At 71.4% G+C, this 23,782-nt stretch carries 25 protein-coding genes; 15 read left to right on the top strand and 10 right to left on the bottom strand.

Annotated features, from left to right (window positions below; translation table 11 throughout):
• Window positions 1-23: 23 nt before the first annotated feature.
• Complete coding sequence (locus K8638_RS40365) at window positions 24-167, top strand: hypothetical protein (RefSeq protein ID WP_223760091.1); 144 nt, start codon at window positions 24-26, stop codon at window positions 165-167.
• Window positions 168-1,122: 955 nt separating this feature from the next.
• Complete coding sequence (locus K8638_RS40360; RefSeq protein ID WP_223760128.1) at window positions 1,123-1,491, top strand: HXXEE domain-containing protein; 369 nt, start codon at window positions 1,123-1,125, stop codon at window positions 1,489-1,491.
• 20 nt (window positions 1,492-1,511) lie between these two features.
• On the opposite strand, the gene K8638_RS40355 is transcribed toward K8638_RS40360, so the two are convergent.
• From K8638_RS40355 to K8638_RS40345, 3 genes are all read right to left on the bottom strand, one after another.
• Window positions 1,512-3,128 (bottom strand): transglycosylase SLT domain-containing protein, encoded by a 1,617-nt coding sequence (locus K8638_RS40355; RefSeq protein ID WP_223760090.1) that lies wholly within the window; start codon window positions 3,126-3,128, stop codon window positions 1,512-1,514.
• The gene (locus K8638_RS40350; protein ID WP_223760089.1) at window positions 3,125-3,523 is read right to left on the bottom strand and encodes a BlaI/MecI/CopY family transcriptional regulator; all 399 of its coding nucleotides are present in this window, start codon (window positions 3,521-3,523) and stop codon (window positions 3,125-3,127) included. The genes K8638_RS40355 and K8638_RS40350 overlap by 4 nt, the downstream gene beginning before the upstream one ends.
• Window positions 3,524-3,615: 92 nt before the next feature.
• Complete coding sequence (locus K8638_RS40345; protein WP_223760088.1) at window positions 3,616-5,208, bottom strand: bifunctional 3-(3-hydroxy-phenyl)propionate/3-hydroxycinnamic acid hydroxylase; 1,593 nt, start codon at window positions 5,206-5,208, stop codon at window positions 3,616-3,618.
• A gap of 244 nt (window positions 5,209-5,452) precedes the next feature.
• Between K8638_RS40345 and K8638_RS40340 the strand changes: the two genes are divergently transcribed.
• Window positions 5,453-7,510, top strand: coding sequence for a BTAD domain-containing putative transcriptional regulator (locus tag K8638_RS40340; RefSeq protein WP_223760087.1), 2,058 nt, complete (start codon window positions 5,453-5,455; stop codon window positions 7,508-7,510).
• Between the two features lie 269 nt (window positions 7,511-7,779).
• Entirely contained in the window at window positions 7,780-8,073 is a 294-nt protein-coding gene (locus K8638_RS40335) for a FruA-associating protein, FapA (protein ID WP_223760086.1), read from the top strand.
• A gap of 57 nt (window positions 8,074-8,130) precedes the next feature.
• Here K8638_RS40335 and K8638_RS40330 read toward each other — a convergent pair whose 3' ends face one another.
• Both K8638_RS40330 and K8638_RS40325 read right to left on the bottom strand, forming a co-directional pair.
• Window positions 8,131-8,604, bottom strand: a complete 474-nt coding sequence (locus K8638_RS40330; RefSeq protein ID WP_223760085.1) for a hypothetical protein — start codon at window positions 8,602-8,604, stop codon at window positions 8,131-8,133.
• Window positions 8,601-9,071: a hypothetical protein gene (locus K8638_RS40325; RefSeq protein ID WP_223760084.1), complete on the bottom strand. Its 471-nt coding sequence runs from the start codon at window positions 9,069-9,071 to the stop codon at window positions 8,601-8,603. The genes K8638_RS40330 and K8638_RS40325 overlap by 4 nt, the downstream gene beginning before the upstream one ends.
• A gap of 177 nt (window positions 9,072-9,248) precedes the next feature.
• Between K8638_RS40325 and K8638_RS40320 the strand changes: the two genes are divergently transcribed.
• On the top strand, window positions 9,249-9,863 hold the full coding sequence (locus K8638_RS40320; RefSeq protein ID WP_223760083.1) for an RNA polymerase sigma factor: 615 nt from the start codon (window positions 9,249-9,251) through the stop codon (window positions 9,861-9,863).
• Window positions 9,860-10,354, top strand: coding sequence for an anti-sigma factor (locus tag K8638_RS40315; protein ID WP_223760082.1), 495 nt, complete (start codon window positions 9,860-9,862; stop codon window positions 10,352-10,354). The genes K8638_RS40320 and K8638_RS40315 overlap by 4 nt, the downstream gene beginning before the upstream one ends.
• Window positions 10,355-10,451: 97 nt before the next feature.
• Here K8638_RS40315 and K8638_RS40310 read toward each other — a convergent pair whose 3' ends face one another.
• Entirely contained in the window at window positions 10,452-12,224 is a 1,773-nt protein-coding gene (locus tag K8638_RS40310; RefSeq protein WP_223760081.1) for a S8 family serine peptidase, read from the bottom strand.
• A 227-nt stretch (window positions 12,225-12,451) separates the two neighbouring features.
• Window positions 12,452-14,152 carry a glycerol-3-phosphate dehydrogenase gene (glpD, locus tag K8638_RS40305; protein WP_223760080.1) on the bottom strand — a complete coding sequence of 567 codons (1,701 nt, stop codon included), beginning with the start codon at window positions 14,150-14,152 and terminating at the stop codon, window positions 12,452-12,454.
• A gap of 243 nt (window positions 14,153-14,395) precedes the next feature.
• On the opposite strand from glpD, the gene K8638_RS40300 reads away from it, so the two are divergent.
• The 4 genes from K8638_RS40300 to K8638_RS40285 all read left to right on the top strand — a co-directional run bounded on the left by K8638_RS40300 (window position 14,396) and on the right by K8638_RS40285 (window position 18,775).
• Window positions 14,396-14,839 (top strand): hypothetical protein, encoded by a 444-nt coding sequence (locus K8638_RS40300; protein ID WP_223760079.1) that lies wholly within the window; start codon window positions 14,396-14,398, stop codon window positions 14,837-14,839.
• 206 nt (window positions 14,840-15,045) lie between these two features.
• Window positions 15,046-17,205: a TonB-dependent receptor gene (locus K8638_RS40295; protein ID WP_370644236.1), complete on the top strand. Its 2,160-nt coding sequence runs from the start codon at window positions 15,046-15,048 to the stop codon at window positions 17,203-17,205.
• Window positions 17,202-17,954, top strand: a complete 753-nt coding sequence (locus K8638_RS40290) for a hypothetical protein (RefSeq protein ID WP_223760078.1) — start codon at window positions 17,202-17,204, stop codon at window positions 17,952-17,954. The genes K8638_RS40295 and K8638_RS40290 overlap by 4 nt, the downstream gene beginning before the upstream one ends.
• Window positions 17,951-18,775 (top strand): hypothetical protein, encoded by an 825-nt coding sequence (locus K8638_RS40285; RefSeq protein ID WP_223760077.1) that lies wholly within the window; start codon window positions 17,951-17,953, stop codon window positions 18,773-18,775. The genes K8638_RS40290 and K8638_RS40285 overlap by 4 nt, the downstream gene beginning before the upstream one ends.
• A 161-nt stretch (window positions 18,776-18,936) precedes the next feature.
• On the opposite strand, the gene K8638_RS40280 is transcribed toward K8638_RS40285, so the two are convergent.
• Window positions 18,937-19,164: a hypothetical protein gene (locus K8638_RS40280; RefSeq protein ID WP_223760076.1), complete on the bottom strand. Its 228-nt coding sequence runs from the start codon at window positions 19,162-19,164 to the stop codon at window positions 18,937-18,939.
• 216 nt (window positions 19,165-19,380) lie between these two features.
• Here K8638_RS40280 and K8638_RS40275 point away from each other — a divergent pair, with 216 nt between their 5' ends.
• The 3 genes from K8638_RS40275 to K8638_RS40265 all read left to right on the top strand — a co-directional run bounded on the left by K8638_RS40275 (window position 19,381) and on the right by K8638_RS40265 (window position 21,405).
• The gene (locus K8638_RS40275) at window positions 19,381-19,803 is read left to right on the top strand and encodes a hypothetical protein (RefSeq protein WP_370644235.1); all 423 of its coding nucleotides are present in this window, start codon (window positions 19,381-19,383) and stop codon (window positions 19,801-19,803) included.
• Window positions 19,804-19,983: 180 nt separating this feature from the next.
• Window positions 19,984-20,328 carry a hypothetical protein gene (locus tag K8638_RS40270; protein WP_223760074.1) on the top strand — a complete coding sequence of 115 codons (345 nt, stop codon included), beginning with the start codon at window positions 19,984-19,986 and terminating at the stop codon, window positions 20,326-20,328.
• Between the two features lie 45 nt (window positions 20,329-20,373).
• The gene (locus K8638_RS40265) at window positions 20,374-21,405 is read left to right on the top strand and encodes a lipopolysaccharide assembly protein LapB (protein WP_223760073.1); all 1,032 of its coding nucleotides are present in this window, start codon (window positions 20,374-20,376) and stop codon (window positions 21,403-21,405) included.
• A gap of 24 nt (window positions 21,406-21,429) precedes the next feature.
• Here K8638_RS40265 and K8638_RS40260 read toward each other — a convergent pair whose 3' ends face one another.
• Window positions 21,430-21,729, bottom strand: coding sequence for a tol-pal system YbgF family protein (locus K8638_RS40260; protein ID WP_223760072.1), 300 nt, complete (start codon window positions 21,727-21,729; stop codon window positions 21,430-21,432).
• A gap of 64 nt (window positions 21,730-21,793) precedes the next feature.
• Between K8638_RS40260 and K8638_RS40255 the strand changes: the two genes are divergently transcribed.
• Window positions 21,794-21,994 (top strand): SlyX family protein, encoded by a 201-nt coding sequence (locus K8638_RS40255; RefSeq protein WP_223760071.1) that lies wholly within the window; start codon window positions 21,794-21,796, stop codon window positions 21,992-21,994.
• Window positions 21,995-21,997: 3 nt separating this feature from the next.
• On the opposite strand, the gene K8638_RS40250 is transcribed toward K8638_RS40255, so the two are convergent.
• Entirely contained in the window at window positions 21,998-22,441 is a 444-nt protein-coding gene (locus tag K8638_RS40250; RefSeq protein ID WP_223760070.1) for a hypothetical protein, read from the bottom strand.
• Between the two features lie 314 nt (window positions 22,442-22,755).
• Here K8638_RS40250 and K8638_RS40245 point away from each other — a divergent pair, with 314 nt between their 5' ends.
• Entirely contained in the window at window positions 22,756-23,724 is a 969-nt protein-coding gene (locus K8638_RS40245) for a quinone oxidoreductase (RefSeq protein WP_223760069.1), read from the top strand.
• The last annotated feature ends 58 nt before the right edge of the window (window positions 23,725-23,782 follow it).

Genomic DNA, 23,782 nt, shown 5'->3' with positions numbered 1-23,782 from the left:
GGTAGCGTGCGCCTCCCCACGCCATGACGAAATCACGTGCCCTCTGGCTGGTGCCGCTCGTGCAGACCGTGCACAACGTCGAGGAGGCGCTGGGGATGCACCGGGTGCTGCTACTGCTCCAGGACGCGGATGAGTCCTGCCATGGAGCCGCCTCGACCATGCGGTAGCCACAACGGTAACTCGGCATGTTCGGAGTGCGGGAGACCGAGGACCCACGAAGCCCCAGGCCCTGTCTCCCATGCCACGACTTCTCGCCATGTCAGCCTCCCCGGGCCACCATGCGCGGCATGGAGCGTCCGTTCCGCGAGGCCCGCCACGAGCTCACCACGCATGGGCCCCGCTTCTCTACCTTGTCAGCCCCCCGCCCGGGCCGCCATGCGCGGAATGGAGCCTCCGTTCCGCACGGCCCGTGCAGCCCGCACCGCTTCATCAACCTGACCTCTCCCGCCTTGTCACCCGCCCTGGGCCGCCAGCGTGGAATGGAGCCTCCGTTCCGCATGACCCGCCGGGTCCTCGCTGGTGGCGGACCCCAGCCTCCCCGCCATGTCAGACCCCTGAGGTGGACACCATGCCGCGGGAGGAGCGCTCCTTTCAGCGGAGCATCGCCCTGGGGGCGAGGGAGAGGGGAAGGGGTATGTGGACGGCGGAGCAGCTGTACCTCATGAGCGCGGGACTCGGCGGCGGTGATGGCGCTGCGGGGCTACGGCAACGTGCGGGCCGAGGAGATGGCACGGGCCGCGGGCACGCCTCCTTCTGGGGCGGTGAGGACGGAAGACTTCGAGCCTGGAGGCACCGGCACGCTTGCGCCTGTCGCGGAGCACGTCGAGGCCGAGAGGACTGGCGGCCCCGCGTTGGCCATCGGTGCTGCATCGCCAGAGGTGCCCGTCTCTGACGGAGTGGTGCCGGGTCATGCTCTCCGAGAAAGCGACGCACTCTCAATGGTCCGTGCAACGCGAGGGCATTCATCGAGGGCCGCCCCCGTTCGCGACTTCTCCGATGCACCGCCATGGCCCAGGCACCGCCAGGCGGCGCCCTGCCTCGTGCGAAGCCCGACCGCGCCACGAATGAGTCCCGAGCGCAGCGCAGCCCCGCTCCCGTGCGCGGACTGCCGCCACCGTCCCCCTGCCGCAGTTCCTGCTCGTCCTGGGACTGGTGACGGTGCTGCCCTACGCCGTCGCACTGTGGGCGGACCTGGAGCGGGAGCGAGGGCCGGCGACGTACGCCCTGCTGACCTACCAGGTGACGATGACCTTCAACGTCCTGTCCCACGTGGGCTCGACGGTGGTGCTCGGTGAGTACGCGCCAGGAGTCGTCACGGCGCGGCTCCTCTACGTGCCCCTGTCCGTGTACCTGCTGCCCCACGCGGCCCGTGAGCGGTGGGTGCGGCCTCGGGACTGGACCTGGAGGGTGGCCGTGGCGCTGGTGCTGCACGGCCCGGTGCTTCTCGGACTCATGGCGCTCGTGGAGCGGGTGACGCGCGCCTGGGATTGAGTCCGCCCGGCGGTGCCCGCTCAGTCCAGCAGGTGCGGGTTGCGCAGGATGAGCAGCCCCGCCTGCACGGTGGCGGTGTAGTCGTTGAGCTTGCCGGCGCCGGCGAGCGCCGTCACGTCCCGGCTGCCCGTCTGGGCAATCACCCCGTCCACCCACTTCTCGCCCTGGTTGTACGCGGCGAACGCCAGCCGCCAGTCGCCGTAGCGCGCGTGCAGGTCGGACAGCAGCGCCGCGGCGGCCTGCGTCTCGCGCGTCACGTCCAGCCGCTCGTCCTTCGTGGCGCTCACCTCCAGGCCGTAGCGCCGCGCCGTGTCCGGGATGAACATCCACACGCCCGCGCCGCGCAGGCCCGGGGCCAGGGACGGATTCGTGGAGGTCTCCGGCATGTTCGTCACCGCCGACTCCACCACCGCCACGGCCAGCAGCCCCTCGGGAAGGCGCTTCGCGCGCAGGCCCGCCAGCAGCGCCTCCCGCTGCGCGCCCAGGTTGGTCAGCGCGCGCTTCATGAAGGCGCGCCCCTTCTCCGTACCGATGAGCCGGTTGACCTGCGCCACCACCTGCGCGTCCACCACCACCGGCACGTCTCCGGACGGCTGGCTGGACTCGGCGAGCGCCTTCGCCTCCGCCAGCGTCACCGTGCGGCCACGCGCCGCGTTCTGGGCCAGCGTCGACAGGGGAAGGAGGACCAGGGAGAGCGCGGCCAGCAGCGCCGCGGCGCCGTGGGCGCGGAAGGGACGGGGTTGGAACAGCATCTGGATTCTCCTCGTGGTGGGGTGGGACATGCCGGTGGCTCCGGCGGGAAGGGGCGGCGCGCCCGGAAGCGAGAGCGCTGCTTGAAGAAGGCAACGCGCGTAGGCGTGCGCCTGGGCCCGGCCGCTGGCCACCAGCGCCTCGTCACACGCCAACTCCTGGAGCGACGCGAGCCAGCGAGACAGCAGGTGAGCCGCCGGGTGCCAGAAGAACGCGCCGGTGAGCAGCAGCCGCGCGAAGGCCAGGTGCGTGTCGCGCTGGCGGTGGTGCTGCAACTCGTGCAGCACCGTGAGGCGGAAGGACTCCGCGTCCCCCAGCACCGACGGAGGCACCACCACCCACGCGGAGCGCCGGCCCTGGCGGCGCGGGAACCACGCGGAGAAGGCCGGCGTGCCCTCCTCCCCCAGCGCCACCACGACGCGCCCCACGCCTCGCACGCGAGGCAGGGACTCCAGGCCGCGCAGCAGCCGGCGGTGACGCACCAGCGCACGCGCGGTGAAGAGGGCCGCGCCCACGGCCAGCCCGAGGGCGACCAGCGGCAGCACCGGCGGCAATGACGGCGCCGTGTCCCGAGGCTGGGGGGAGACTCGAGCCGCGGGAGCATTCCACGCGGGCGCGGGGAGACGCCCCGCATGGCGCGCCACCGAGCGCTCGAAGGTGAAGAGCGGCCCGGCCGGAGCGAGCGCATGCGCGCCCGTGGCCAGCAGCGGCAGCACGAGCGCCAGCAGCAGCGCCCCCCGCCCCACGCGCAGCGACTGGCGCGCGGACAGCGGCCTTCCCAGCCACGCGAGCAGGGCCAGCGAGAGCCGCGCCAGCAGCAGCGCCACCGGCAGCAGCAGCGCCACCGCCACATAGAAGGATGCGAGCTCTCGAAGGGCCGCGCTCATGGCTTGCCCCCCTTCGCCTTGAGCAGCTTGCGAATCTGCTCCACCTCCTCGGGCGCCAGCGGCACGGCCTCCACCAGCCGCGCCACCAGCGCGGACGGGGTGCCCTCGAAGAGGGTGTCCACCAGGTGGCGCACGCTCTGCGCCTCGTAGGCCTCGCGAGGCAGTTCCGCCGAGTACAGGTGCCCGCGGCCCTGCTTGCGGCTGCGCACCACGCCCTTCTGCTCCAGAATCCGCAGAACGGTGGACACCGAGGTGTACGCGAGCGCGCGCTCCGGCGGCAGCGCGGCGAGCACGTCCGCCACGCTCACCTCGCCGAGTCTCCACACGATGTGCATCAGCTCGAGCTCCACCGGCGTCAACGGCCGGGGCGCTTCGGGCTCGGGTTTGCTGGCCACGTGAGTTCCTCCGTGGCCAGCAAACTACTAAGACCTTAGTTGTTCGTCAACTAAGCCCTTAGTTGATTCTCTCCGGCGGACTGTCCCGCGGCTCACACCCCGAGCGCGGAGCGCAGCTCCGGGAGGTGCTGAGCCTTCACCGCGCCGAAGACGAAGCGGTCCGGGCGCAGCACCACCACGTCGGCGGCGTGGCGCGAGAACCACTCCGTGAGCTTCCCGGTGACGTCCACCAGGGCGGGGGCCTCGGCCTTCGGCTCCTCCCGCGCGGAGCGGAACGTCACCAACCGGCCGCCCAGGGACTCCGCCAGCTCGCGCGCCGCGGCCAGCTCCGCCGCCGGGGCGTCCCACCGGCACAGCACCGTGAAGTCGTTGCCGAGGGTGTCGTCGAGCAGCACCTCCTCGCCCGACTGCAGCCGCACCCGGGGCTGGATGAAGTACGAGCCCTCCGGGGCCTTGGGGTCCACCTTCGGACCGCCGAAGTAGTAGCCCTCGGCGTGGAGCGGCGGCCGCTTGAACTCGAAGCCCTGGATGAAGCGGCGCACGCGGGGGATGCGCTGGAGGGCGCGCATGAACACGTCGCGGGCCGTGGCCACCACCGGGTTGCGCGCCATGAAGAGGTGCCCCACGCTCACACACAGCTTCTGAATCTCCGCCACGTGCGGGCGGCGCTCCTGCTCGTAGGTGTCCAGCAGCGAGTCCGGCGCCTGCCCGTGCAGCACCCGCTTCAGCTTCCAGGCGAGGTTCGCCGCGTCGCGCATGCCGGACACGAGGCCCTGCCCCATGAAGGGCGGCATGGTGTGCGCCGCGTCTCCCATCAGGAAGACATTCCCATCCCGCCAGCGCGCCGCGTTGAGGCAGTGGAAGACGTACACCTGGGCGCGCTCGATGCGCACCCGCGCCGGGTCGATATAGGGGGCGATGAGCCCGGCGATGGTCTCAGGCTTCTCGAGGTGTTCGCGCGTCTCGCCGGGCATCATCATGAACTCCCACCGGAGCTGGTTCTTCGCGCCGGTGGCGATGAAAGCGGGGCGCTTCGGGTCGCACACGAAGCGGCAGAGGTCCGGGGCCGGGCCGTCGATGGTGCCCGACACCGCCAGCCAGCTCTCGCCGTAGGACTTGCCGGACATCGGGATGCCCAGCGCCTTGCGCACCGAGCTGCGCGCGCCGTCACACGCCAGCAGGTACCGCCCGCGGACGGTGTGCAGCTCGCCGGTGGCCACCTCGCGGTAGCGCACCGTCACCCCGCGCGCGTCCTGCTCCACGCTGTCGACGGCCATGCCCTGCCGCAGCTCCACGTGCGGGAAGCGCTTGAAGCCGTCCCGCAGCGCCCCCTCCACCAGGGGCTGGTGGAAGAACCACAGCGGCGTGTGCCCGAAGCCGAAGTCGGCGTCGCCCGTGTGCACCTCCGCGAAGCGCTTGCCGGTGCCGCCCACGTACTCCGCGAAGCGCGTCTCCTTCATGTCCTTCTGGAGTAGCTCCAGCAACCCGGTGGCCTGGTAGATGCGGAGCCCCTCGTCGTCGCACGAGAAGGCCCGCGGCTCGCCGTGGGGCGCCATGTCACGCTCCAGCAACAGCGTCCGCACCCCCATCTGTCCGAGCAGATTCCCAGTCAGCGCCCCCACCGGCCCGCAGCCACTGATGATGACATCCACCTGCATTTCGGCCTGCTGGTTGTCACAACCCACGGGAGCCTCCTCGGGCAATCTCACGCGTATTGATTAACCAAAGGGTGTGACCACGCTGTGACCGCGTTCACAGGTCTTTCCGACATCCGCCCAGAGTGGAGAGCTGCCGCAGGGCAGAAAACCCACATGACAAGGATTGTCACCGCTGGGGCAACCACAACCCGCGAGGAGGGCCCGGTGAGACGTGCTACGTTCCCCTGCCTCCCAACCAGGGGGGCCTGGGGAGGACATGGCAGGTAACGAGGTGGCAGACACGCGAGGTGTCCGCCTGGAGCTGCTGGGTGAGGCGCGGCTCCGGAGCGGTGACGCGCTCATTCCGCTGGAGCGCCGCACGGCCGGCGTGCTCGCGTGGCTCGCGCTGGAGGGGCCCCACCCCAAGTACCGGCTCGCGGGACTCCTCTGGGCGGAGTCCAGCGAGGCGACGGCGCGCAACAACATGCGACAGCTCTTGCGGCGGCTGAGGCTCGCGTGCGGAGTGGAGTTGGTGCAGGGCACGGACGTGCTCTCCCTCTGTGAGCGCGTCTCCACCGATGCCACCGAGTTGCAGGCGCACGTGCTCGCGGGGCGCCACACCCAGGCCCTGGCGATGGACGGCGTGCTGCTGGGCGCGCTGGAGTACGAGGACTGCACCGAGTTCCAGCGGTGGCTGGAGGGCGCGCGCGAGCGGCTGGACAAGCTGCGGCGCCGGGCCGCGGCGCTGGAGTCGGAGGCGCGGGAGCGGCGGGGGGACCTGCCCGGAGCGCTCGCGCTGGCGGAGCAGCTGCTGAGCATGGACCCGTACTCGGAGGAGTCGTGGCGCCGGCTGATGCGGCTGCACTACGTGGCCGGGGACCGCATGGCCGCGCTCAACACCTTCGAGCGGTGCCGCCGCATGCTGCGCGAGGAGCTGGACACCACGCCGCTGCCGGAGACGCTGGCGCTGGCGCGGGAAATCGAGCGCGGCCCGAAGGCGTCGACGCCCGCGGCGCCTCCGAAGCCGAAGCTGCCGCTCTCCGTGCTCCGTCCGCCGGTGCTGGTGGGGCGCGAGCGCGAGTGGGCGCGGATGGAGGCGGCGTGGGAGGCGGGGCAGACCATCTTCCTCGCGGGCGAGCCCGGTGTGGGCAAGACGCGCCTGGCGCATGACTTCGCCGCGTCGCGCGGCACGCACCTCATCCTGGAGGCGCGGCCCGGGGAGCTGAACGTGCCGTACGCCTCGCACGTGCGGCTGGTGCGGCAGCTGCTGGCGAAGGTGCCGGACCCGAAGCTGGAGCCCTGGGTGCGGCGCGAGCTGGCGCGCCTCCTGCCCGACATGGCCGGGCCGGAAGGGCCGCCCCCGCCCATGGCGGACGAGGCGGACCGCAGCCGCTTCCTCGAGGCGCACTGCGAGCTCGTGTACCAGCTCTGCGCCGGCGTGGACGCGCTCGTCGCGGACGACCTGCAGTTCATGGACTCGGCGACGGCGGAGTTCGCGGTGCTCATGCTGTCGCGCCGCCACGCGCCCGGGCCGGGGGGACGCTTCCCGCGCTTCATCGACACCTACCGCAGCGACGAGCTGTCGCCCCAGGCGCACGCCTGCGTGCAGCAGCTGGTGGTGGCGGGGCTGGCCGTCGTCATCGAGCTGGAGCCGCTGGTGCCGGACGCGGTGGGCGCGCTGCTCAACACCCTGGACCTTCCCGGCGCGGCGAGGCTGGCTCCGGACGTGTCGCGGCACACCGGGGGCAATCCGCTCTTCATCACCGAGACGCTCAAGCACCTGCTGGAGACGGGCGGGCTGGAGCGCGGCTGGCCCGAGCATGTCCCGCCTTCCGGGCGTGGGCGGCAGTTGCTCCAGCAGCGCCTGGAGCGGCTGACTCCGGCGGCCTTGCAGGTGGCCCGGCTGGCGGCGCTGGCCCGGCAGTCCTTCGGGCTGGAGCTGGCCAGCGAGGTGCTGGAGATGCCGGCGCTCGCGCTCGCCACGCACCTGGCGGAGCTGGAGGGGGCGCAGATTTTCCGGGATGAGCGCTTCACGCACGACCTGCTCTTCGAGGTGGTGCGCGAGGGCGTGCCGCGCTCGCTGGCGTCCCTGCTGCATCGCCGGCTGGCGGTGGCGCTGGAGCTGCGCAAGGCGGCGCCGGCGGTGGTGGCGCAGCACTGGGTGGAGGGCCATGAGCCCCTGCGCGCCGTGCCCTTCCTGGTGGCCGCCGCCCAGTCCGAGGCCGCGGCGCTGCGTCACCTGGAGGCCGCGCTGCTGTACCACCGCGCCGCCGCGCTGCTGGAGGAGACGGGCAACTCCGAGGAGGCCGCGCGCGTGAGGGCCCGGGCCCGGGGGATTCCCAGCGCGTAGTGCGCGTGGGAGGCCCGCGATGGTGGAGCAATGACAAACACGCACCGCCGGATATAATCGCAATCCCTTACAGCTCTTGCGGGAAGCCAGGACACGCGATTGGCTCGACGCACCGCGGAAGAGTCACCCCGGCCTCCCCGTGGCGTAGTGGCTTCCCACGAGTCCGAACACTTTTCTCGTACCGCGGGACATGGGTCTGATGTGAGCCGCACACGGCATCGCCCGGATGGTCAGGTGCCTGCCCGGCTGTCGGTGCGAATTCTCAGAGCATGGCTACGACGATCGAACATGCGGGTTTCCACAAGGTAACGGCGCTGCACCCCGAGGAGCATGAGCTGATGGCTCCTGAACAACTGGCGATGACGCCGCAGTCCGCGGCCCGGCTGAGGCAGAAGGCGAGCCACTGGCTCACGCGCGCGCAGAAGGAGTTTCACGACGCCGTCTTCGCTCGCGACGGCTCCGAGGAAGGCAAGGACCGCTACGCGAGCGCGCGGGCGGAGCTCGACTCGGCCGAGGCCTGGGCCCTGCGCGTCGCCGAGGCTGTCTCGCTGTTGAGGGATTGAGCACGGCACTCGCGTCCGGTGAGCCGCACGCGAGCGGTCACCGGCGCGAGCGGGCGTTCAGCGAGCCCCTTCGCGCTGACACTCCCCACTCTGACGAGCGCGTGCCTTCACCTCGCAGGAAGAAGAAAGCACCTTGTCCGAAGGCACGCAGGCCAGGGTCACGGCCCGCATGAGTCGCTCGGTGGCGTCCTCGGCGGCGGCAAGCTCGTCAGCGGTGTATCGCCCGCGGCCTGGAACGATTCGCCCCACGAACACCTCGAGCTTCATGAGCGAGCCCTTCCGGGTCAGCACGACGGAAGGGTCCAGCGTCGCATCGGCATTCCCCGGCAACCGGACGGACCACCGTGTGCCATCACCCGAAAGGGTAGCTCCAGGCACCGCCTCCAGTGCCGTGTGGATACAGGCTTCCGCCACTTCGGAATCGACGGTGACGGTGCGGTAGAGACCTTCCGTCTCATCGCAGCCCATGAGCAGCAGGCATGAGCCAGCCGCCGCGGCGATGCTCCAGCGTCGAGAACCGAGGTGAGTCATACGCCCGCTCCACATACCGCGGATGAAGGATGTCCCCTGCGGATGCAGGACCTGGAAACAACGTTCTCCGCTGGCACGCACTGGCTGAGAATCCTCTCGATGGCCAACGCATTGTTCTTCTCCGCGTTACGCCACTCTTCGGGCGATAACGAGCGGGCGTTCGCCCTTGCCTCCGATACGACTCGGAGGGTCGTGGTCTGACGATCAGAGCCGGCGACCTGGATTCCAATCTCCCCACCGAAGTTCCTGTCAGGCCCGAACACGTCGTCCACGGGCATGACATACCAACCGCGGACAGAGGCGTCTGCGAAGTGACGCGCCAGGCAGGTCTCATCCACGCCGCCACGCACCACCAGCTCCGAGTCAACCTGGACCGTGACGGATGGGGTCGGGGGGAAAACGGCCACCAGGACCACGAATCCTCCCAGGGCCCCCACGCCAAGAAGTGTTTCCAGCAACCTGCGCATGGGAAGTCCTCCCCCGGGTCCAGCATTGAAGAGAAGTCATTGTACGGCCTCTTCTCCAGTGGATTCGCCGGGGCGCCCGACACGCGAGGTACGAAGGGCGGCCGCCCCTCCCCGGTGGCCTGGAGAAAAAAGCACGGGCCGGTGAAACTCCGGGCCGGCTCGTGACACGGTGGAACCGTGGCTCTTCTTTCCGCGGTGAAAATGGTGCTAGCAGGTGTGCCCCCGTCCGACATGGACAGGGAGCGAGCCCTGCTGCGCCGTGCGCGCACCGGAGACCCCGCCGCCTTCCGCACCCTCTTCGAGCGCCACGCCCCCGGCGTCTGGCGTTTCCTCAAAGACCTGCTGCGGGACGAGGCCGCCGCGGACGAGGCGACGCAGGAGACCTTCGTCCGCGCCCACGGGAGGCTCGGCGCGTTGCGAGACGAGGACCGGCTCGGCGCGTGGCTGCTGGGCATTGCCCGTCACGTGTACCTGGAGTCCCGGCGCCACCGGGGCCTGCACGTGGACGTGGACGACGAGGAACACGCCAGCCGCGTGGAGGCGGTGCTCCCCACGCCCACACCGGAGGACCTGCTGCTGGACCGGGAGCTGGAGGGCCTGCTGGCGGACGCGCTGGGAATGCTGCGCGAGGAGCGGCGCGCGGCGCTGCTGCTGCGCATCGACCACGGGCTCCCCTACGAGGAGATTGCCTCGGTCATGGGCTGGCCGCTGCAGAAGGTGAAGAACGAAATCCACCGGGCGAGGTTGCAGCTCCGCGAGCAGCTCTCCGGCCACGTCGGAGGTCGGCCATGAGCGCCTGCCGTGAGCATGAACTGGACGCACTGCTGGCCGGCGAGCTGCCGCCCGAGGACGCGGCCCGAGTGAGCGCCCACGCGGACATGTGCCCCGCGTGCCGGCATGCGCTGTCGTGGCTCCGGCTGGAGCGTGGGTGGATGGCGCAGCGAGCGCGCCGCACGCCCTCCCGCCCCACTCTGAGCTTCTCCGCGCTGGAGGCCCGGCTGGCACGGCCCCCCGTGCAGCGCTGGGTCCCCCTCCCGGGCACCTGGACGAACTGGGGGAAGATGATGATGGGCGCCGCCGCCGCGGTGGCCTTCGTCGGCCTCAGCATGATGCAGGCGGGGCCCACCACGTCCACCGGCGAGGAGCCCTCCTGGAGCCGCGACGTGCTCGCCACCGCCCTGGCCGGTGAGGCCTGCGAGGACCCCTCGCGAGAGGCCGTCGCCGCGCTGGAGGCCTCCGTGGGCGCATGCCTCGTGGCCTCGCCCCGGCTCCCCCTGCGCTGACCCTTCGCATCATCCGCCGGAAACGAAGAGCCCCCGGAGCCTGACGCGGCGCCGGGGGCCCTTGCATCCTCAATCGCCTGAAGCGCCCAGCTCAGCCTCACGGCTGCGCGGGTTGGAAGTTCGCGTTGGCGTAATCAATGGCGGCCTTGGCCTGCACCAGGCCGAAGCCGTACTGGGGGTCCCGCGGCACCGAGCTCAGCTTCCTGGCGCTCTTCTCCAGCGCCTCGCGCACCTTGGCGACGTCGAGGTCCGGGCGCGCGCTCCGCACGAGCGCGGCCACGCCGGCCACGTGGGGCGTGGCCATGGAGGTCCCCGTCTGGACGAGGTAGTCCACGCCGGAGACGTCCACCGTCACGTCCTGTCCCACGAACCCCTTCAGGCTCGCCGCGTCCTCGAGGGAGATGGACGTCGTGGGCACCCAGGGGAAGTTGGGGGTGGTGAGCGTGAAGTTGCCCGCCCCCTCACCCGCCTCGTTGTTACCGATGATGACGGCCTTGGCCCCCGCCTGGATGGCGTGGCGCGCCTTCTCCTCGAAGAAGATGCCGCCGCCGCGGTCCACGTACGCCACGAACCCGGAGCAGGTGGCCTCCTCGCCACAGGCGGCGAGGCTGTCCCCCAGGCCACAGTGGATGAGCTTGCCCGAGTACTTGCCGATGGCCGAGTACTCCAGGGGATTGGACGTGAAGGGCGTGCCCGCCGCGTCGACGGCCCCGAACGGAGAGGCCCCCACGATGGTGGTGCTCAGCACGTTCACCCCCGGCGCCACCAGCGAGACCTCCGGGCCGTACTGCGAGAAGCTCGCCCACTGGCTATTGGAGTCGATAGCCCCCACCGCGATGACAGAGGCGTAACCCGCAGGATAGGACACCTTGGGCGCGCCAGAGTTGCCGGTGGCGGCGATGGACAGCACGTTCTGCTGGACCGCCGCGATGAAGGCCTTTTCCTCGGACTCGCTGGGTTGCGCCGAGCCCAGCGACAGCGAGGCGATGTTCGCCCCCTGCGCCACGCACCAGGTCATGGCGTTGATGACGTCGGACGTGCTGCCGTTGCCTTCCACGTCCAGCACGCGCGCAATCAGCAGCGACACCGTGGGCGCCACGCCCGCCACGCCGTTGGGCTCGTAGCCCGGCAACACGCGCCCGCCCGCGCCGAGCTGCGCGCCGATGGTGCCCGCGGTGTGCGTGCCGTGTCCGCCGCCCCACGTCACCGTGCCATCCTCGCTCTTGTTCTGGTCGTACGCCTCCTCGTCACCGTCGATGAAGTCCTTCTGGCCGACGACCGCCGCCGCCAGCTCCGGGTGACGGGGGTCCCAACCGCTGTCGATGACGCACACCTTGATGCCGGTGCCCGAGGGAGCGCCGTCGTCCAGCACGCCGTCGTTGTTGGCATCCCAGACCGCGGGCGCCTGCACCATCTTCAGGCCGTCGGTGTACTCGCCCGCGGAGCCGGTGCGGTTGGGCGCGGCCCCCTGCAAGGCGAGGGGGGACAGCCGAGGCATCCCGAAAGCGCGAACCACGCGGTCGGGCTCCACCCGCTCCACGTCCGGGTCGCGGGAGAGGGCCTCACGAACCTCCGGCGACACCCGCGCGGCCACCACGTTCAGGCTGGGGAAGGTGCTCTTCACCCGGCCGCCAAGGCGCTTGACGCTGGCGGCGAACGCATCCGCGTTGGACAGGGCACTGCCGGACACCCGGGGCTTGTAGATGATGAGCACCGGCTCCAGGCCGTCATCCACCGCCAGCTTCTGGGCGCGGGCCCTGGGCAGCGACTGCCCCACCACCTCCGTACCCGGGCAGACCTGGGGCTCGACAGGGTCCTCTTTACAAGCCACCAGTCCTCCGACCAGCCCGAGCCAGACCCAACGCTTCATTTTCGTTCTCCTCAAAAACGCCCCGGCCAGCGGGTGGTGTGCGGCGCCCTTTCCGGCACGGAGGGCCGGTGGGAACGAGAGCACAGCGTGTCCCGTTCCCGAGACGCAAGTTAAGCACGCCAGCCAGCCGGCTGCTCGCGCGCCTGTCCGACGCGCGACGGGCTCGAGGGACTCTTGAGGTTGGAGAAGTGGAGAGACGGACGTTCCGGCGGCCGGAACCTCCGGTATCAGGCATCCGCGCTGTCGACTCCGAAGATGCGCAGCGCGTCGGCCTCGTACGTGGCGAGCTGCCGCTGCGTCTCGGCGGCGTCCCACCCCAGGCGTGGTGCCATCACCCCGGCGGCCACCCGGGCGGCGGCGCGGCCCAAATCCCGCGTCTCGAAGGCCACCTTGAGGCGCCGGATGAGCAGGTCGGACAAGGTGAGTGCGAACTCGTGGGTGGCGCCCCAGGCGGCCTCGGCGGCGCGGTAGGGCAGGCCCTCGGCGAGCGGCCGGGCCAGCGAGGAGTCCTCACGAGTCAAGGCCCACACGCGGCGCCAGCGGTTGCCGTAGGCGCGCACCAGATGGACGGCGGTGGCGTCGTCCCCCACCTCGGCGCGGGCCGCTGAGAACTCGGCCTCCAGGTTGGGGATGGCGCCACCGGGCAGGGGCAGCGTCTCGGTGGGGGACTTGCGGCGGGCCTGGCCCAGGTGGCGCTCCACCGCGTCCACCACGTCGCGAGCCATGACGCGGTAGGTGGTGAGCTTGCCGCCGCTGATGGCCAGCACGCCGGAGGGACTCACGTCGATGGCGTGCTCGCGGCTGGCGCTGCCCGCGTCGGCCTGCCGTCCGTGGTAGCCGCTGGCGACCAGGGGACGGATGCCGGCCCAGGCGCTCACCACGTCGTCACGCGTGAGCTTCGCGGCGGGGAAGAAGGCGTTGGCGGACTCGAGGAGGTAGGCCACGTCCGCCTCGCTGGCGCGCACCTCGGCCGGATGGGCGCGAGTGGACGTCTCCGTGGTGCCGATGATGGTGAAGCCCTCGGCGGGCAGCACGAACATGACGCGGCCGTCCTTGGGGGACAGCAGCGTGAGGGCGTCCTGGTGCCCCAGGCGCTCGCGCGGCACGGCGATGTGGACGCCCTTGCTGCCGCGCACCGCGGGGCTCGTTCCATCGGGAGCGTCGAGGCGGCGGATTTCGTCACTCCACGGGCCGGTGGCGTTGACGATGGCGCGGGCGCGCACGGTGACTTCCTGGCCGGAGAGGTGGTCCACCACCACGGCGCCGCGAGCCTGCCCCTCGTGCAGGACGAGCTGCCGCACGGAAGCATGGTTGAGGACGATGGCGCCGGCCTCGGAGGCACCCACGGCATTGGCCAGGGTGAGGCGCGCATCGTCGGTGGCGGCGTCGTAGTAGCGCGCGCCGCCCTTGAGACCGTCGGTGCGCAGGCCGGGCTCGGCCTCCTGCACCTGCTTGAGGTTGAGCCGCTGGTAGCCCTTCACGTTCCGGAAGAGCGAGAGGGCGTCATAGAGCATGAGGCCCGCGTTGAGCTTCCACCGGGGGACGCGGGCGCCTTCGTAGACGGGCCAGATGAAGGCCAGGGGCCGCACCAGGTGCGGGGCGAGCTGCAGCAGGCGCCGGCGCTCGATGCTGGATTCGAACACGAGCCCCAGGTGGCCGTGCTCCAGGTAGCGCAGGCCACCGTGGATGAGGCGCGAGGAGCGGCTGGAAGTGCCGCTGGCGAAGTCCTCGCGCTCGACGAGGGCCACCTTGAGGCCGCGCAGGGCCGCGTCGCGGGCGGAGCCGGAGCCGGTGACACCTCCGCCGATGACGAGGAGGTCGAACTCCTCGGTGGCGAGGGCACGCAGGCGGTCCGCGCGGGGCGGAGGTGGTGGGACGTCGCCCTCGGAGGACGGCTGTCGGAGCGCGGCGGATGATTCGGAACGCACGCAGAGAGTTTAATGACTGGGGCGACGTCCCGGCAGTGGAATTCAATGCGCCGCGTCAAGGGCTCTACAAGGCGCACCCTCCGTGAGGGCTGCGGGGTGTCTTGCAGGGGTCATCCGGTGGCGGCTGCCGCCTTGCGTGTCCTGGGGAAGACGGCTAGGAGGCGGCCGCCCCTCCCCTCCTCCCCGGTCCGCACCGCCTTGCTCAACCGCCATGACCGACGAGACCTGGCGTGCCTGGGACTGATGGTCCTGGTGTACGGGCTCGCGGTCGCACCCGTGGTGCACGCGGTGGTGGGACACGGGGGCGGCCGGCACGGTGTGGCTCGCCAGCACACCCACGCCCATGGACCGGGTGACGAGGCGCATTCGCACGGGGCCGGGCCTGGCGCGCGGGCTTCGGGCGACGCGTCCGGGGGCGCGAAGAAGGCTCACGCACGGGCGGAGCAGCATGACGGCACGGGCCATGGCGAGGACTCCCGTCCCCGCGCGCCGGAAGACGGGCACGGGCCGGACGGGCACCAGCACCTGACGGGCTCGGTGGAGCACCTGCACGCGATGGTGGCGGCATGGGCGGTGGTGAAGCCGCCGCGAGTGCGCGCCGTGTCGTGGCTGGCGGACGTGCTGTGCGGGCCGTCACGCGCCCCGGGAGCCGCGCCGCGCCTGACGGCGATGCCCCAGGGCCCGTAGGGCGGCGGCACAGCCGAGGTGTGTCCAGGAGCGTAGGGGTTGCGCGCGGCCGAAGGGGAGCCCGCGCGGCCTGCTCGCGAATCCGTGCGTTTGAAAACCGTCTGCCGGTGGGGCCGTCCCCCCGGGGAGACACGTGCGCCGTGACGTTGACGGGTGCGTGAGTCCCGGGGCCGGTGTCCCGCGCCGCTGTCTGTCATTGCGTGCCCGTGTTCTTCGCAACCGCGTTGTCGGCGTGTGTCCTCGCCGTGTCTCCGGCCGTGCCGGCTCAGGCCGAAGGCCCGCCTTCTGAAGCAGTGCCCCAGGTGAATCCACCAGTCTCGAGCGCGGAAGCTCCCGCCGGGGAGCAGGCCACACCGCCGGACCTCGAGACCGCGACCACCGAGCCACCATCCACAGGCGACACCGTGGTGCGAGGCGCGAGGCCCACGCAGAGCGCCTCCGAGGTGACGCTGGGCCGGGACATCCTCGACGCGGCACCGAGGACGTCCGCGGTGGACCTGCTCCGCGCGGTGCCCGGCCTCGTGGCCTCGCAGCACAGCGGAGAAGGCAAGGCGCACCAGCTCTTCCTGCGCGGCTTCGACGCGCTCCACGGGCAGGACGTGGAGCTGGACGTGGGCGGCCTGCCGGTGAATGAGGTGAGCCACATCCACGCGCTCGGCTACGCGGACACCAACTTCGTCATCCCCGAAGTGGTGCAGTCGCTCGAGGTGACGGAGGGCTCCTACCGCGCGTCCCAGGGAGACTTCGCCGTGGCCGGCACGGTGCGCATGAACCTGGGCGTGGCCGAGCCCGGAGTGCACCTTACGGGCACGCTGGGCCAGTACGGCCAGCGCCGGCTGGTGGCCACGGTGCGTCCCGGTGACGACGAGAGCACCTTCGCCGCGGTGGAACTGGGCGAGGGCAGGGGCTACGGCGCGCAGCGAGGCTACGGCCGCGCGGCCCTCCTCGCACAGGCCACGACGAAGGTCAGCGACGGGCTCACGGTGCGCGCACTCGGGGGCAGCTACGTCACACGCTTCGACTCACCGGGCGTGGTGCGCGAGGACGACCTGCTCGCGGGCCGGAGCACCTTCTTCTCGCCCTCCACCGGGCGGCAGGGAGGCACGGTGTCGCGGCACCAGCTCCTCCTGGGCGTGGAGCTGCCGCGCACTGGAAAGGGCCGCACGAAGCTGGAGGTCTTCGGCATCCGCTCGGACCTGCGGCTGCGCAACAACTTCACCGGCTACCGCGTGGACGCGCGCGGAGACGGGCTGGAGCAGACGAACGACTCCACCACCGTGGGCGCGCGCGCCGAGCACCGCCGGACGGTGATGGCCTTCGGCCGCCCCGTGGCGCTGGAGCTGGGCCTCGGCGCCCGGCGTGACGGCGTGGAGCAGACCCAGCGGCACTACCGCGAGTCGGACGGCACCTTCTACTCGGAGGACATCGACGCGCGCATCACCCAGACGGACGTGTGGGGCTGGGCGGAGGCCCGTGTATCACTCGGCCGCTGGGCCCTGCGCCTGGGCGGGAGGGCGGACGCGCTGGGCGTGGAGGTCTTCGACGCGCTCGCCTTCAGTGACCCGCGCTTCTACGACGGGCGAGGCTACGCCCGCAGCGCCTTCGGCATGCACCTGGGCGCGAAGGCGGGCGTGGAGTACGCGCTGTCGGACGGCGCGGAGGCCTGGCGCCTCTTCGCCAGCTACGGAGACGGCTTCCGCTCGCCGCAGGCGCGCAGCCTGTCGGAGGGAGAGCGAGCCCCCTTCGTCTCCGTGCGAGGCGCCGAGCTGGGCGCGCGGCGTGACGGTGAGCGCTGGGCGGTGCAGCTCAGCCTCTTCGGCTCGCAGGTGGACAACGACTTCTTCTTCGACCACGCGGTGGGCTCCACCGTGTACACGGGCGAGACGCTGCGCTCGGGAGTCTCCGCGGCGATTCAGGCCCGGCCGCTGCCCGGGCTCGTCGCGGCGCTGAGCGCCACGGTGGCGCACGCGTACGTGACGGAGACGGACACGCTGCTGCCCTACTTCGCGCCGCTCGTGTCGAGGGCGGACGTGGGCTGGGAGCGCCCGCTGGAGTGGGCGTGGCTGGGCGGCCCGGGCACGACGTTCTCCATCGGCACGGGGCTGACGTTCCTCGGCCCGCGTCCCCTGCCCTTCGACGAGCGAAGCAACTCCGTGTTCCTCGCGGACGCGCACCTGGGCATGCGGCGGGGCGAGGTGGGCGTGCGGCTGGAGGTGAAGAACGTGCTCGACGCGCGCTGGCGCGACGGCGAGTTCGTCTACAGCTCGCGCTTCGACCCGGAGGCCGCGGCCAGCCTCGTGCCGGCAAGACATTTCACCGCGGGGTCGCCTCGGCTGGCCTCGCTCACCCTGGAGGTCCACCTGTGATTCGCAGACACATCCTGACGGGCGCGCTGGCATTGGCCGCGTCCACGGTCCTCAGCGGCTGTGGCAGCGAGGCGGAGCGCCGCGTCTTCCCCGTCGAAGTCTCGGCCACCCTCCCCACCGGAGCCAACGAGCGAGGCTGGACGGTGACGCTGGAGTCCGCACACGCGTCCGTGGGCCCGGTGCGCTTCTTCGAGGGCCGCGTGTTGCTGTCCCGCTTCGACTGGTACTCGCTCATCGGAGGCACGGCACACGCGCACCCGGGGCACTACGTCCCGGGCGACGCGCTGGGTGAGGTGCTGACCACGAGCACGGTGGACCTGCTCACGGGAGCCACGCTGGGAGACGCCAGCGCGGTGACGGGCGAGTACGGCTCCATGGAGCTGACGCTGGCGGCACCCACGGCGGCAACGGATGCCCAGGGTGTACTGAGCGGCCACGCGGTGCGATTGAAGGGTACGGCGCGCAACACGGATGGAGGCACGGTGCGCTTCGACGCGGTGGTGGACCTCCCCTCGCCCGTGGCCGGCGTACGCTTCGAAAAGTCCCTGGGCATGGAGGCCGGGCGGGTGCGCATCGCGGTGGACCTGGGGAAGTGGCTGGGCCGCATCGACTTCGCCACCGCGGCCGACCCGGACGCGGATGGCGTCTATACGTTCCCCGCCGGGAGCCAGGCGCAGAACGCGCTGGTGCGCGGCGTGGAGGACACCACCACCTACGTCGTGACGTGGGTAGAAGGAGCCGCGCAATGAAGAAGTGGATGCTGGGGCTGTCGTTCCTCGGGCTGGCCGCGTGCAGTGAGGGCACGGGCACCGTCACCTTCACCACCTACGGCGAGGACTTCATCGAGAAGGAAATCCCCGCGGCCGCCTTCGCGGACGGCTGGACGGTGAAGTACGGCAAGTTCCTGGTGATGCTGGGCGAGGTGAAGGTGGCCTCGAGCGACGAGACGGCCGCGGAGCAGGGCCCGTCGAAGGTGTTCGACGTGCACAAGTCCGGACCGGTGGTGGTGGAGACCTTCAAGGACCTGCCGGCGAAGGAGTGGGAGCACGTCAGCTACGCGATTGCGCCCTGGCCGGAGGCGGTGGCGGGCAACGCGGACGCGCGGGACGTGGAGCGGATGAAGGCGGAGGGCTACTCCATCTACGTGGAGGGCACGGCCACGAAGGGCTCGGTGACGAAGCGCTTCGCGTGGGGCTTCCCCACGGACACGCTCTATGAGCACTGCGAGAGCCCGGACCTGGGCAAGGGCGTGACGGTACCGAAGGAGGGAGAGGAGACGGTGGAGCTCACGCTGCACGGCGACCACCTCTTCTTCGACGACCTGCAGTCTCCGGCCGCGAAGATGCGCTTCGACGCGCTGGCCGCCGCGGACAAGCTGGGCATCGCGGGGCCTGACGGCGAGGTGACGCTGGAGGAACTCCAGGCGGTGGACCTCACGGAGCTGCCGCAGGGCCAGTACGGCACGGGCGGCGTGGGCAACGTGCGCAACCTGCGCGACTTCGTCACGGCGCTGGTGCGCACGGTGGGCCACTTCCGCGGCGAAGGCGAGTGCGCTCCGAAGTCCCGCTGACGAGGCCCCCTGCGAAGACGCGCGGACGCGGCGTGCCCCCGGAGTAGACACGGTGGCGCGGTGGGCGCGGGCAGGAAGCTCCGCGAGTCCGCACCGCGCCACCGCCCCAGGGCCCCAGGCCGACCCTCCCCGGCCCTGGAGGTGCGAAGCGTCGCTCGGACTCAGCTCTTGTTCGAGGAGCCGAAGCCGCCGCCGGAGCCCGAGCCCGGCGTGGAGCCACCCGAGTTGCCGCCACCGCCGCCCGGGTTGTTGGACGAGTGGCGGGGGTTGTTGGGGTTCATCTGGTTGGAACGGTTCTCCTGCGCGGACTTCTGCGCGGGGTTGTTCGGGTTCTTCGTGTTCGAGCGCTGATCGTTGGGAGTGGGCGTCCTGCCGCTGTCCTTGCTCATGGACCTACCTCGGGTGTCCCGGGCGGGAATGCCCGGGAGCGGAGCGGAAAGTAGGGAGAACGCCCGGGCGGGACACTCGGCCGGGGGGCCCGCGTGGTGTCGGGAAGCGCACGCCCGGCCGGGGCTCGCGCGACGTGGCGTGAGGGGACGTGGGCGGACCGGGATGCCGCCGCGAGCCGGGGTGCCTACTCCTCTGCCCGAGGGGGTGATGGACGCGTGAGGATGGTGACCTACGAGCGCAGCGGCCGGACGAACACGGGAGCGCAGGCGCTGCGGCTGGAAGGACTGGAGCACCTCAAGGTGCTCGAGCAGGGCGAGGTGGTGGCCGAACGCGCCCTGACAGCGGACGAGAGCCGCCGGCTGGGCCCGCTGATTGACGAGGCCGGCCGTGGCCCGGTGCCCGTCATGATGGTGCCGCAGGCGGGCGGCCCGGACGGGATGGCCGTGACGCTGGCCTTCGAGGACGAGGAGACACCGCGGGTCCGGCTCGCGGCGAAGCGGCTGCCCGCACGGGGAGCAGGCGCCGCCTACGACGCGCTCCTCGCGGAGCTGGATGCGCTGCTGACGGCCGAGCTGCACGCGAGAGCCCCACGCCGGGCGCACGTCGTGCTCCCCCACGAGTTGCGTGACGAGGAGTAGCGCGCCGGCCCGGGCTCCATCCAGTGGTCCTTCACCCCGCGATGCGCCCCGCTTTCGAATCGCTGCGGCCGGCGGATGAGCCGCTCCGTCTCATCGGGTGAGCTGGCAGGTCAGGGAACGAGCGCGAACGTAGGAGCAGGTGGGGTTGCCGGGGGCGCGGTGTTCTGTGAAGACAGAGAGATGAAGCGGGTGCAGTTCTCCGTGCATCGCACGGTAGGAGAGGCGCGGTTGCTGGCGGGTGCGCTGGAGGCCGCTGGGCTGGCCGTCGAGGTGCGCGGCGAGGCGCTGGCTCCGCTCAGCGGGGAGATTCCCAGCGGCGAGACGTGGGTGGAGCTCTGGCTCTGGCCTCACGAGGTGGAGCACGCGCGCGAGCTGCTGGCGGAGCTGCGGGAGAACCAGGAAGCCGCGGAGCGCTCGGTGGAGTGCCCGCGCTGCCGGGAGGAGAACCCGGGCAACTTCGAGCTGTGCTGGAGCTGCGGCCTGGAGCTGCCCTCGGGGCTGCGGCCCCGGCTCCGTGCGGTGTAGGGCACCCCGGGCACGAAGTGCTGGCGGCACGCCGGGAGGGGAGGCATGGAAGGACGGCTGGCTGAGAGGGAGCGAGAGAAGCGCGTGGACAATCCGTCGCTGACGACAGGGGCCGCCCCGGAGGCGCCCTCCGAGGGCCGGCGCCGGCGTGGGCTCGACCATGGACTGCGGGGAGCACTGGTGGTGTCCGGCGTCGCCCTGCTCATCCACCTGATTCCGCTCTTCCTCCCCAGGAACATGCCCGAGCAGGAGCTGGCCATCGCCCGCGTGTTGCCCAACGCGGAGCAACGGGCGCCCTTCCTGCTGCCACTGCGGGAGCACCCGAAGGCGACGCCCGCGGAGCTGCGCGAGGCCGCGGAGCTGCTGCTGGAGGGTGCCCCCGCCGAGGCGCGAGAGCTGGCCCAGGAGGCGGAGCGCAGGGACCCGAACGCGGTGGAGACGCAGCTGCTGCTCGCGCGCATCTGCGACGTGGAGCGGATGGACCGGTGTGTGAGCTCCGCGCTGGAGCGGGCGGCACGGCTGGCCCCGGCGGACGCCCGGCCGGACCTGCTGCGGGCGGAGCTTCAGGAGAAGGACGGGGACGTCGCGGGAGCGGCCAAGTCACTGGGACGAGCCCACGGCAAGACGCCCGCCGACCCGCTGGTGGGCCTGCGCTACGCGCGGCTGCTGAGCGCCGCGAAGCGCGGGGATGAGGCACGGCGCGTGCTGCACTCGCTCGAAGGCCAGGTACCGCGAGCCAGGCTGCTGGTGGAACAGGGCCGGGTGTGGACAGCCGAGGGACGGGACGCGGAGGCGGCGAAGCTCTTCCAGAAGGCGACGGAGGAGGACCCGAAGCTGGCCATCGCCTTCTTCGAGCTGGGGCTGGCGTGGCACCGGCTGGGGAACGCGGAGGTGGCGGAGGAGGCCCTGCGGCAGGCGGACAAGCTGGACCTCGAGAGCCCGAAGGCGCTGGCGGCGATGTGCGCGATGCAGCTCGAAGAAGGGCGCATCAGCGATGCGCGGCTGACGCGGATGGACCTGGAGCGCCGCTTCTCCGGGCGGGAGGAGCTCATCCGGCAGTCGTGCAGCATTCCCTGACCCACACGGCGGCGGCCGGGACGTTCAGCGAGGCTCGATTCCGCGAATCTGCCGCAACATGCGCGCGGAAGCCTTCACCTCGGCGTCGACGGAGCCGTCCACGCGCTCGGTCCGGACGACGGCCTGGAGGTAGGGGAGCGCCTCGTCGTCGCGCCCCTGCTGGAAGAGCAGCTCGCCGAGGGCGAAGCGGGCCTGTGTGAGAAGGACGATGTCCTCGGTGGCGACGGCGGCGTCGATGGCATCGCTCAGGGCGGACTCCGCCAGCTCGGGCTGGCCACGGGCGAGGAGCTCGCGGGAGCGCTGGATGTGTTCCTGGACGTTCATGGCGGGCAGAACCGGCGGCCGGAGGGGGACGCGAGAGGCCGCTCCGGGTTAAGGGTAGCCCCGCATGGACGAAATGCGCATTGCCGAGCTGGAAGTCCGCTACATGCAGCAGCAGGAGATGCTGCAGGAACTGAGCGACGTGCTCTACGAGCAGCAGAAGACCATCGCCGCGCTGAAGGCGGAGGTGGAGGTGCTCAAGCAGAAGCTGGCGGGGGACCCCGGGCTGGTGGACGCCCGGCAGCAGGAGCGTCCACCGCACTACTGAGGCTCAGAACTTGTAGCCCAGGCGAAGGCCGATGATGGGCTCCGGGTCGAGGTAGCCCACCTCGAGACCGATGCTGGCCGCCTTGCCCTGGAGGCCGAAGCCGAAGGCGGCGTGGGCACGGAACTCATCGCCCCGGCCGAAGACAATCCACGGCCCGGCCATGCCCTCGATGTAGACGCTGCGCGCGACGTTGGCGCGCAGGTAGAGGTCGAGCGGGATGCCGACGTCATTCCCATCGGTGATGAGCGCCGCTCCGAAGCGAGCTCCGACGGACAGGGGCCCCGCGATTCTTCCCTCCACGCCGAGCGTGAAGCTGAAGGCGGCGCTCTGGTCCATCCAGTAGTCGGCCCCGAGCCCGGCTCGGACGGCGGCGGCCTCGGAGGCCGTGGGGACGAAGAAGAGACCCAGCGCGAGCAGACCGCCGAGACAGGAACGAAGCAACTTCATACGAGAGGCTCCTCGGTAACGGTGGGGAGCAACACTCAATCAAGCCAGGACGTGCGAGGCCAGTCACACGAGGGTTTTCCCGTGTGGAAACGCGGGGTTCCGGCGTTTCGCGCCAGTCGCAGCGGAAGGCAGACACTCCCAGCGGACCCGGGAGCCCCCGAGCGCCGCGAATCACGTTCCGCCGCGTGAGACGTGCCCACGCGCCGGCGCATGTTTCAAGGCGAGAGGAAGCCCAGGCCTTGCCTCAGGAGCGGCGGAGAACAAAGCCCCGCGGCACGGGCAGCGATTGCAGCCGGGCGTTATGGAGACAGCGCATGAAAGCCATTCGCTATCACGAGGTGGGTGGGCCGGAGGTGCTGCGTCTCGAGGAGGTTCCGGACCCGGTGCCGGGTCCGGGCGAGGTGCGCATCCGGGTCCGGGCGGCGGGAGTGAACTTCGCGGACACCGAGCGCCGGCGAGGCCTCTACGACGCCCAGGCCCCGCTGCCGCGAATCCTCGGGAGTGAGGCGGCGGGAGTGGTGGAATCCGTGGGCCCCGGAGTGGACGCGAGCTGGCTGGGCCGCCGCGTGGTGGCCCTGACGGTGCGGAGCTACGCTGAGCTCGCGACCGCACGGGAGGAGGCACTGCTCGTTCTCCCCGAGCGCGTGTCCTTCGAGGAAGGCGCCGGGCTGCTCGTGCAGGGGCTGACGGCCTGGCACCTCGTCCACACCATGGGCCGGCTCTCCGCGGGCCAGTCGGTGCTCATCCATGCCGCCGCTGGCGGAGTGGGCCTGCTGGCGATTCAACTCGCGAAAGCGGCGGGCGCGCGGGTGCTGGGGACGGTGTCGACTGAAAGCAAGGCGCGGCTCGCGCGAGAGCACGGCGCCGACGAGGTCCTCCTCTACAGCGAAGGCGACGTGGCGGAGCGGGTCCGCGCGCTGACGGGAGGCCGGGGCGTGGAGCTCGTCCTGGACTCGGTGGGCGCGAGCACCTGGAAGAGCAGCCTGGAGTCACTGGCTCCCTTTGGACACCTGGTGAGCTACGGCAATGCGAGCGGCCAGCCCCCACCGGTGGACGTGGAGTCCCTGTTTGAAAAATCCCTGAAGGTGAGTGCCTACTGGCTGCACACCATCCACCCGCCGGAGCTGCAGCGCCAGGCGCGTGAGGCCTTGCGAGCGGAGCTCGTCGAAGGCCGGCTGCGGATGCAGGTGGGACTGGTGTTGGACCTGGCCCAGGCCGCCGAGGCGCACCGCCAACTGGAAGGGCGGAACACCGTCGGCAAGGTCGTCCTCCGCGTGCCGTAGCACCGCGGCGCCAGGCCCGACCCGGGCCCAGGCGCCCGCGACGCCGGACGCGGAAAAA

The sequence above is a fragment of the Myxococcus sp. RHSTA-1-4 genome (assembly GCF_020037125.1).
GTDB lineage: Bacteria > Myxococcota > Myxococcia > Myxococcales > Myxococcaceae > Myxococcus.
The sequence above is the reverse complement of the archived record's forward strand: the minus strand, read 5'-3'. Positions and strand labels throughout refer to the sequence as shown.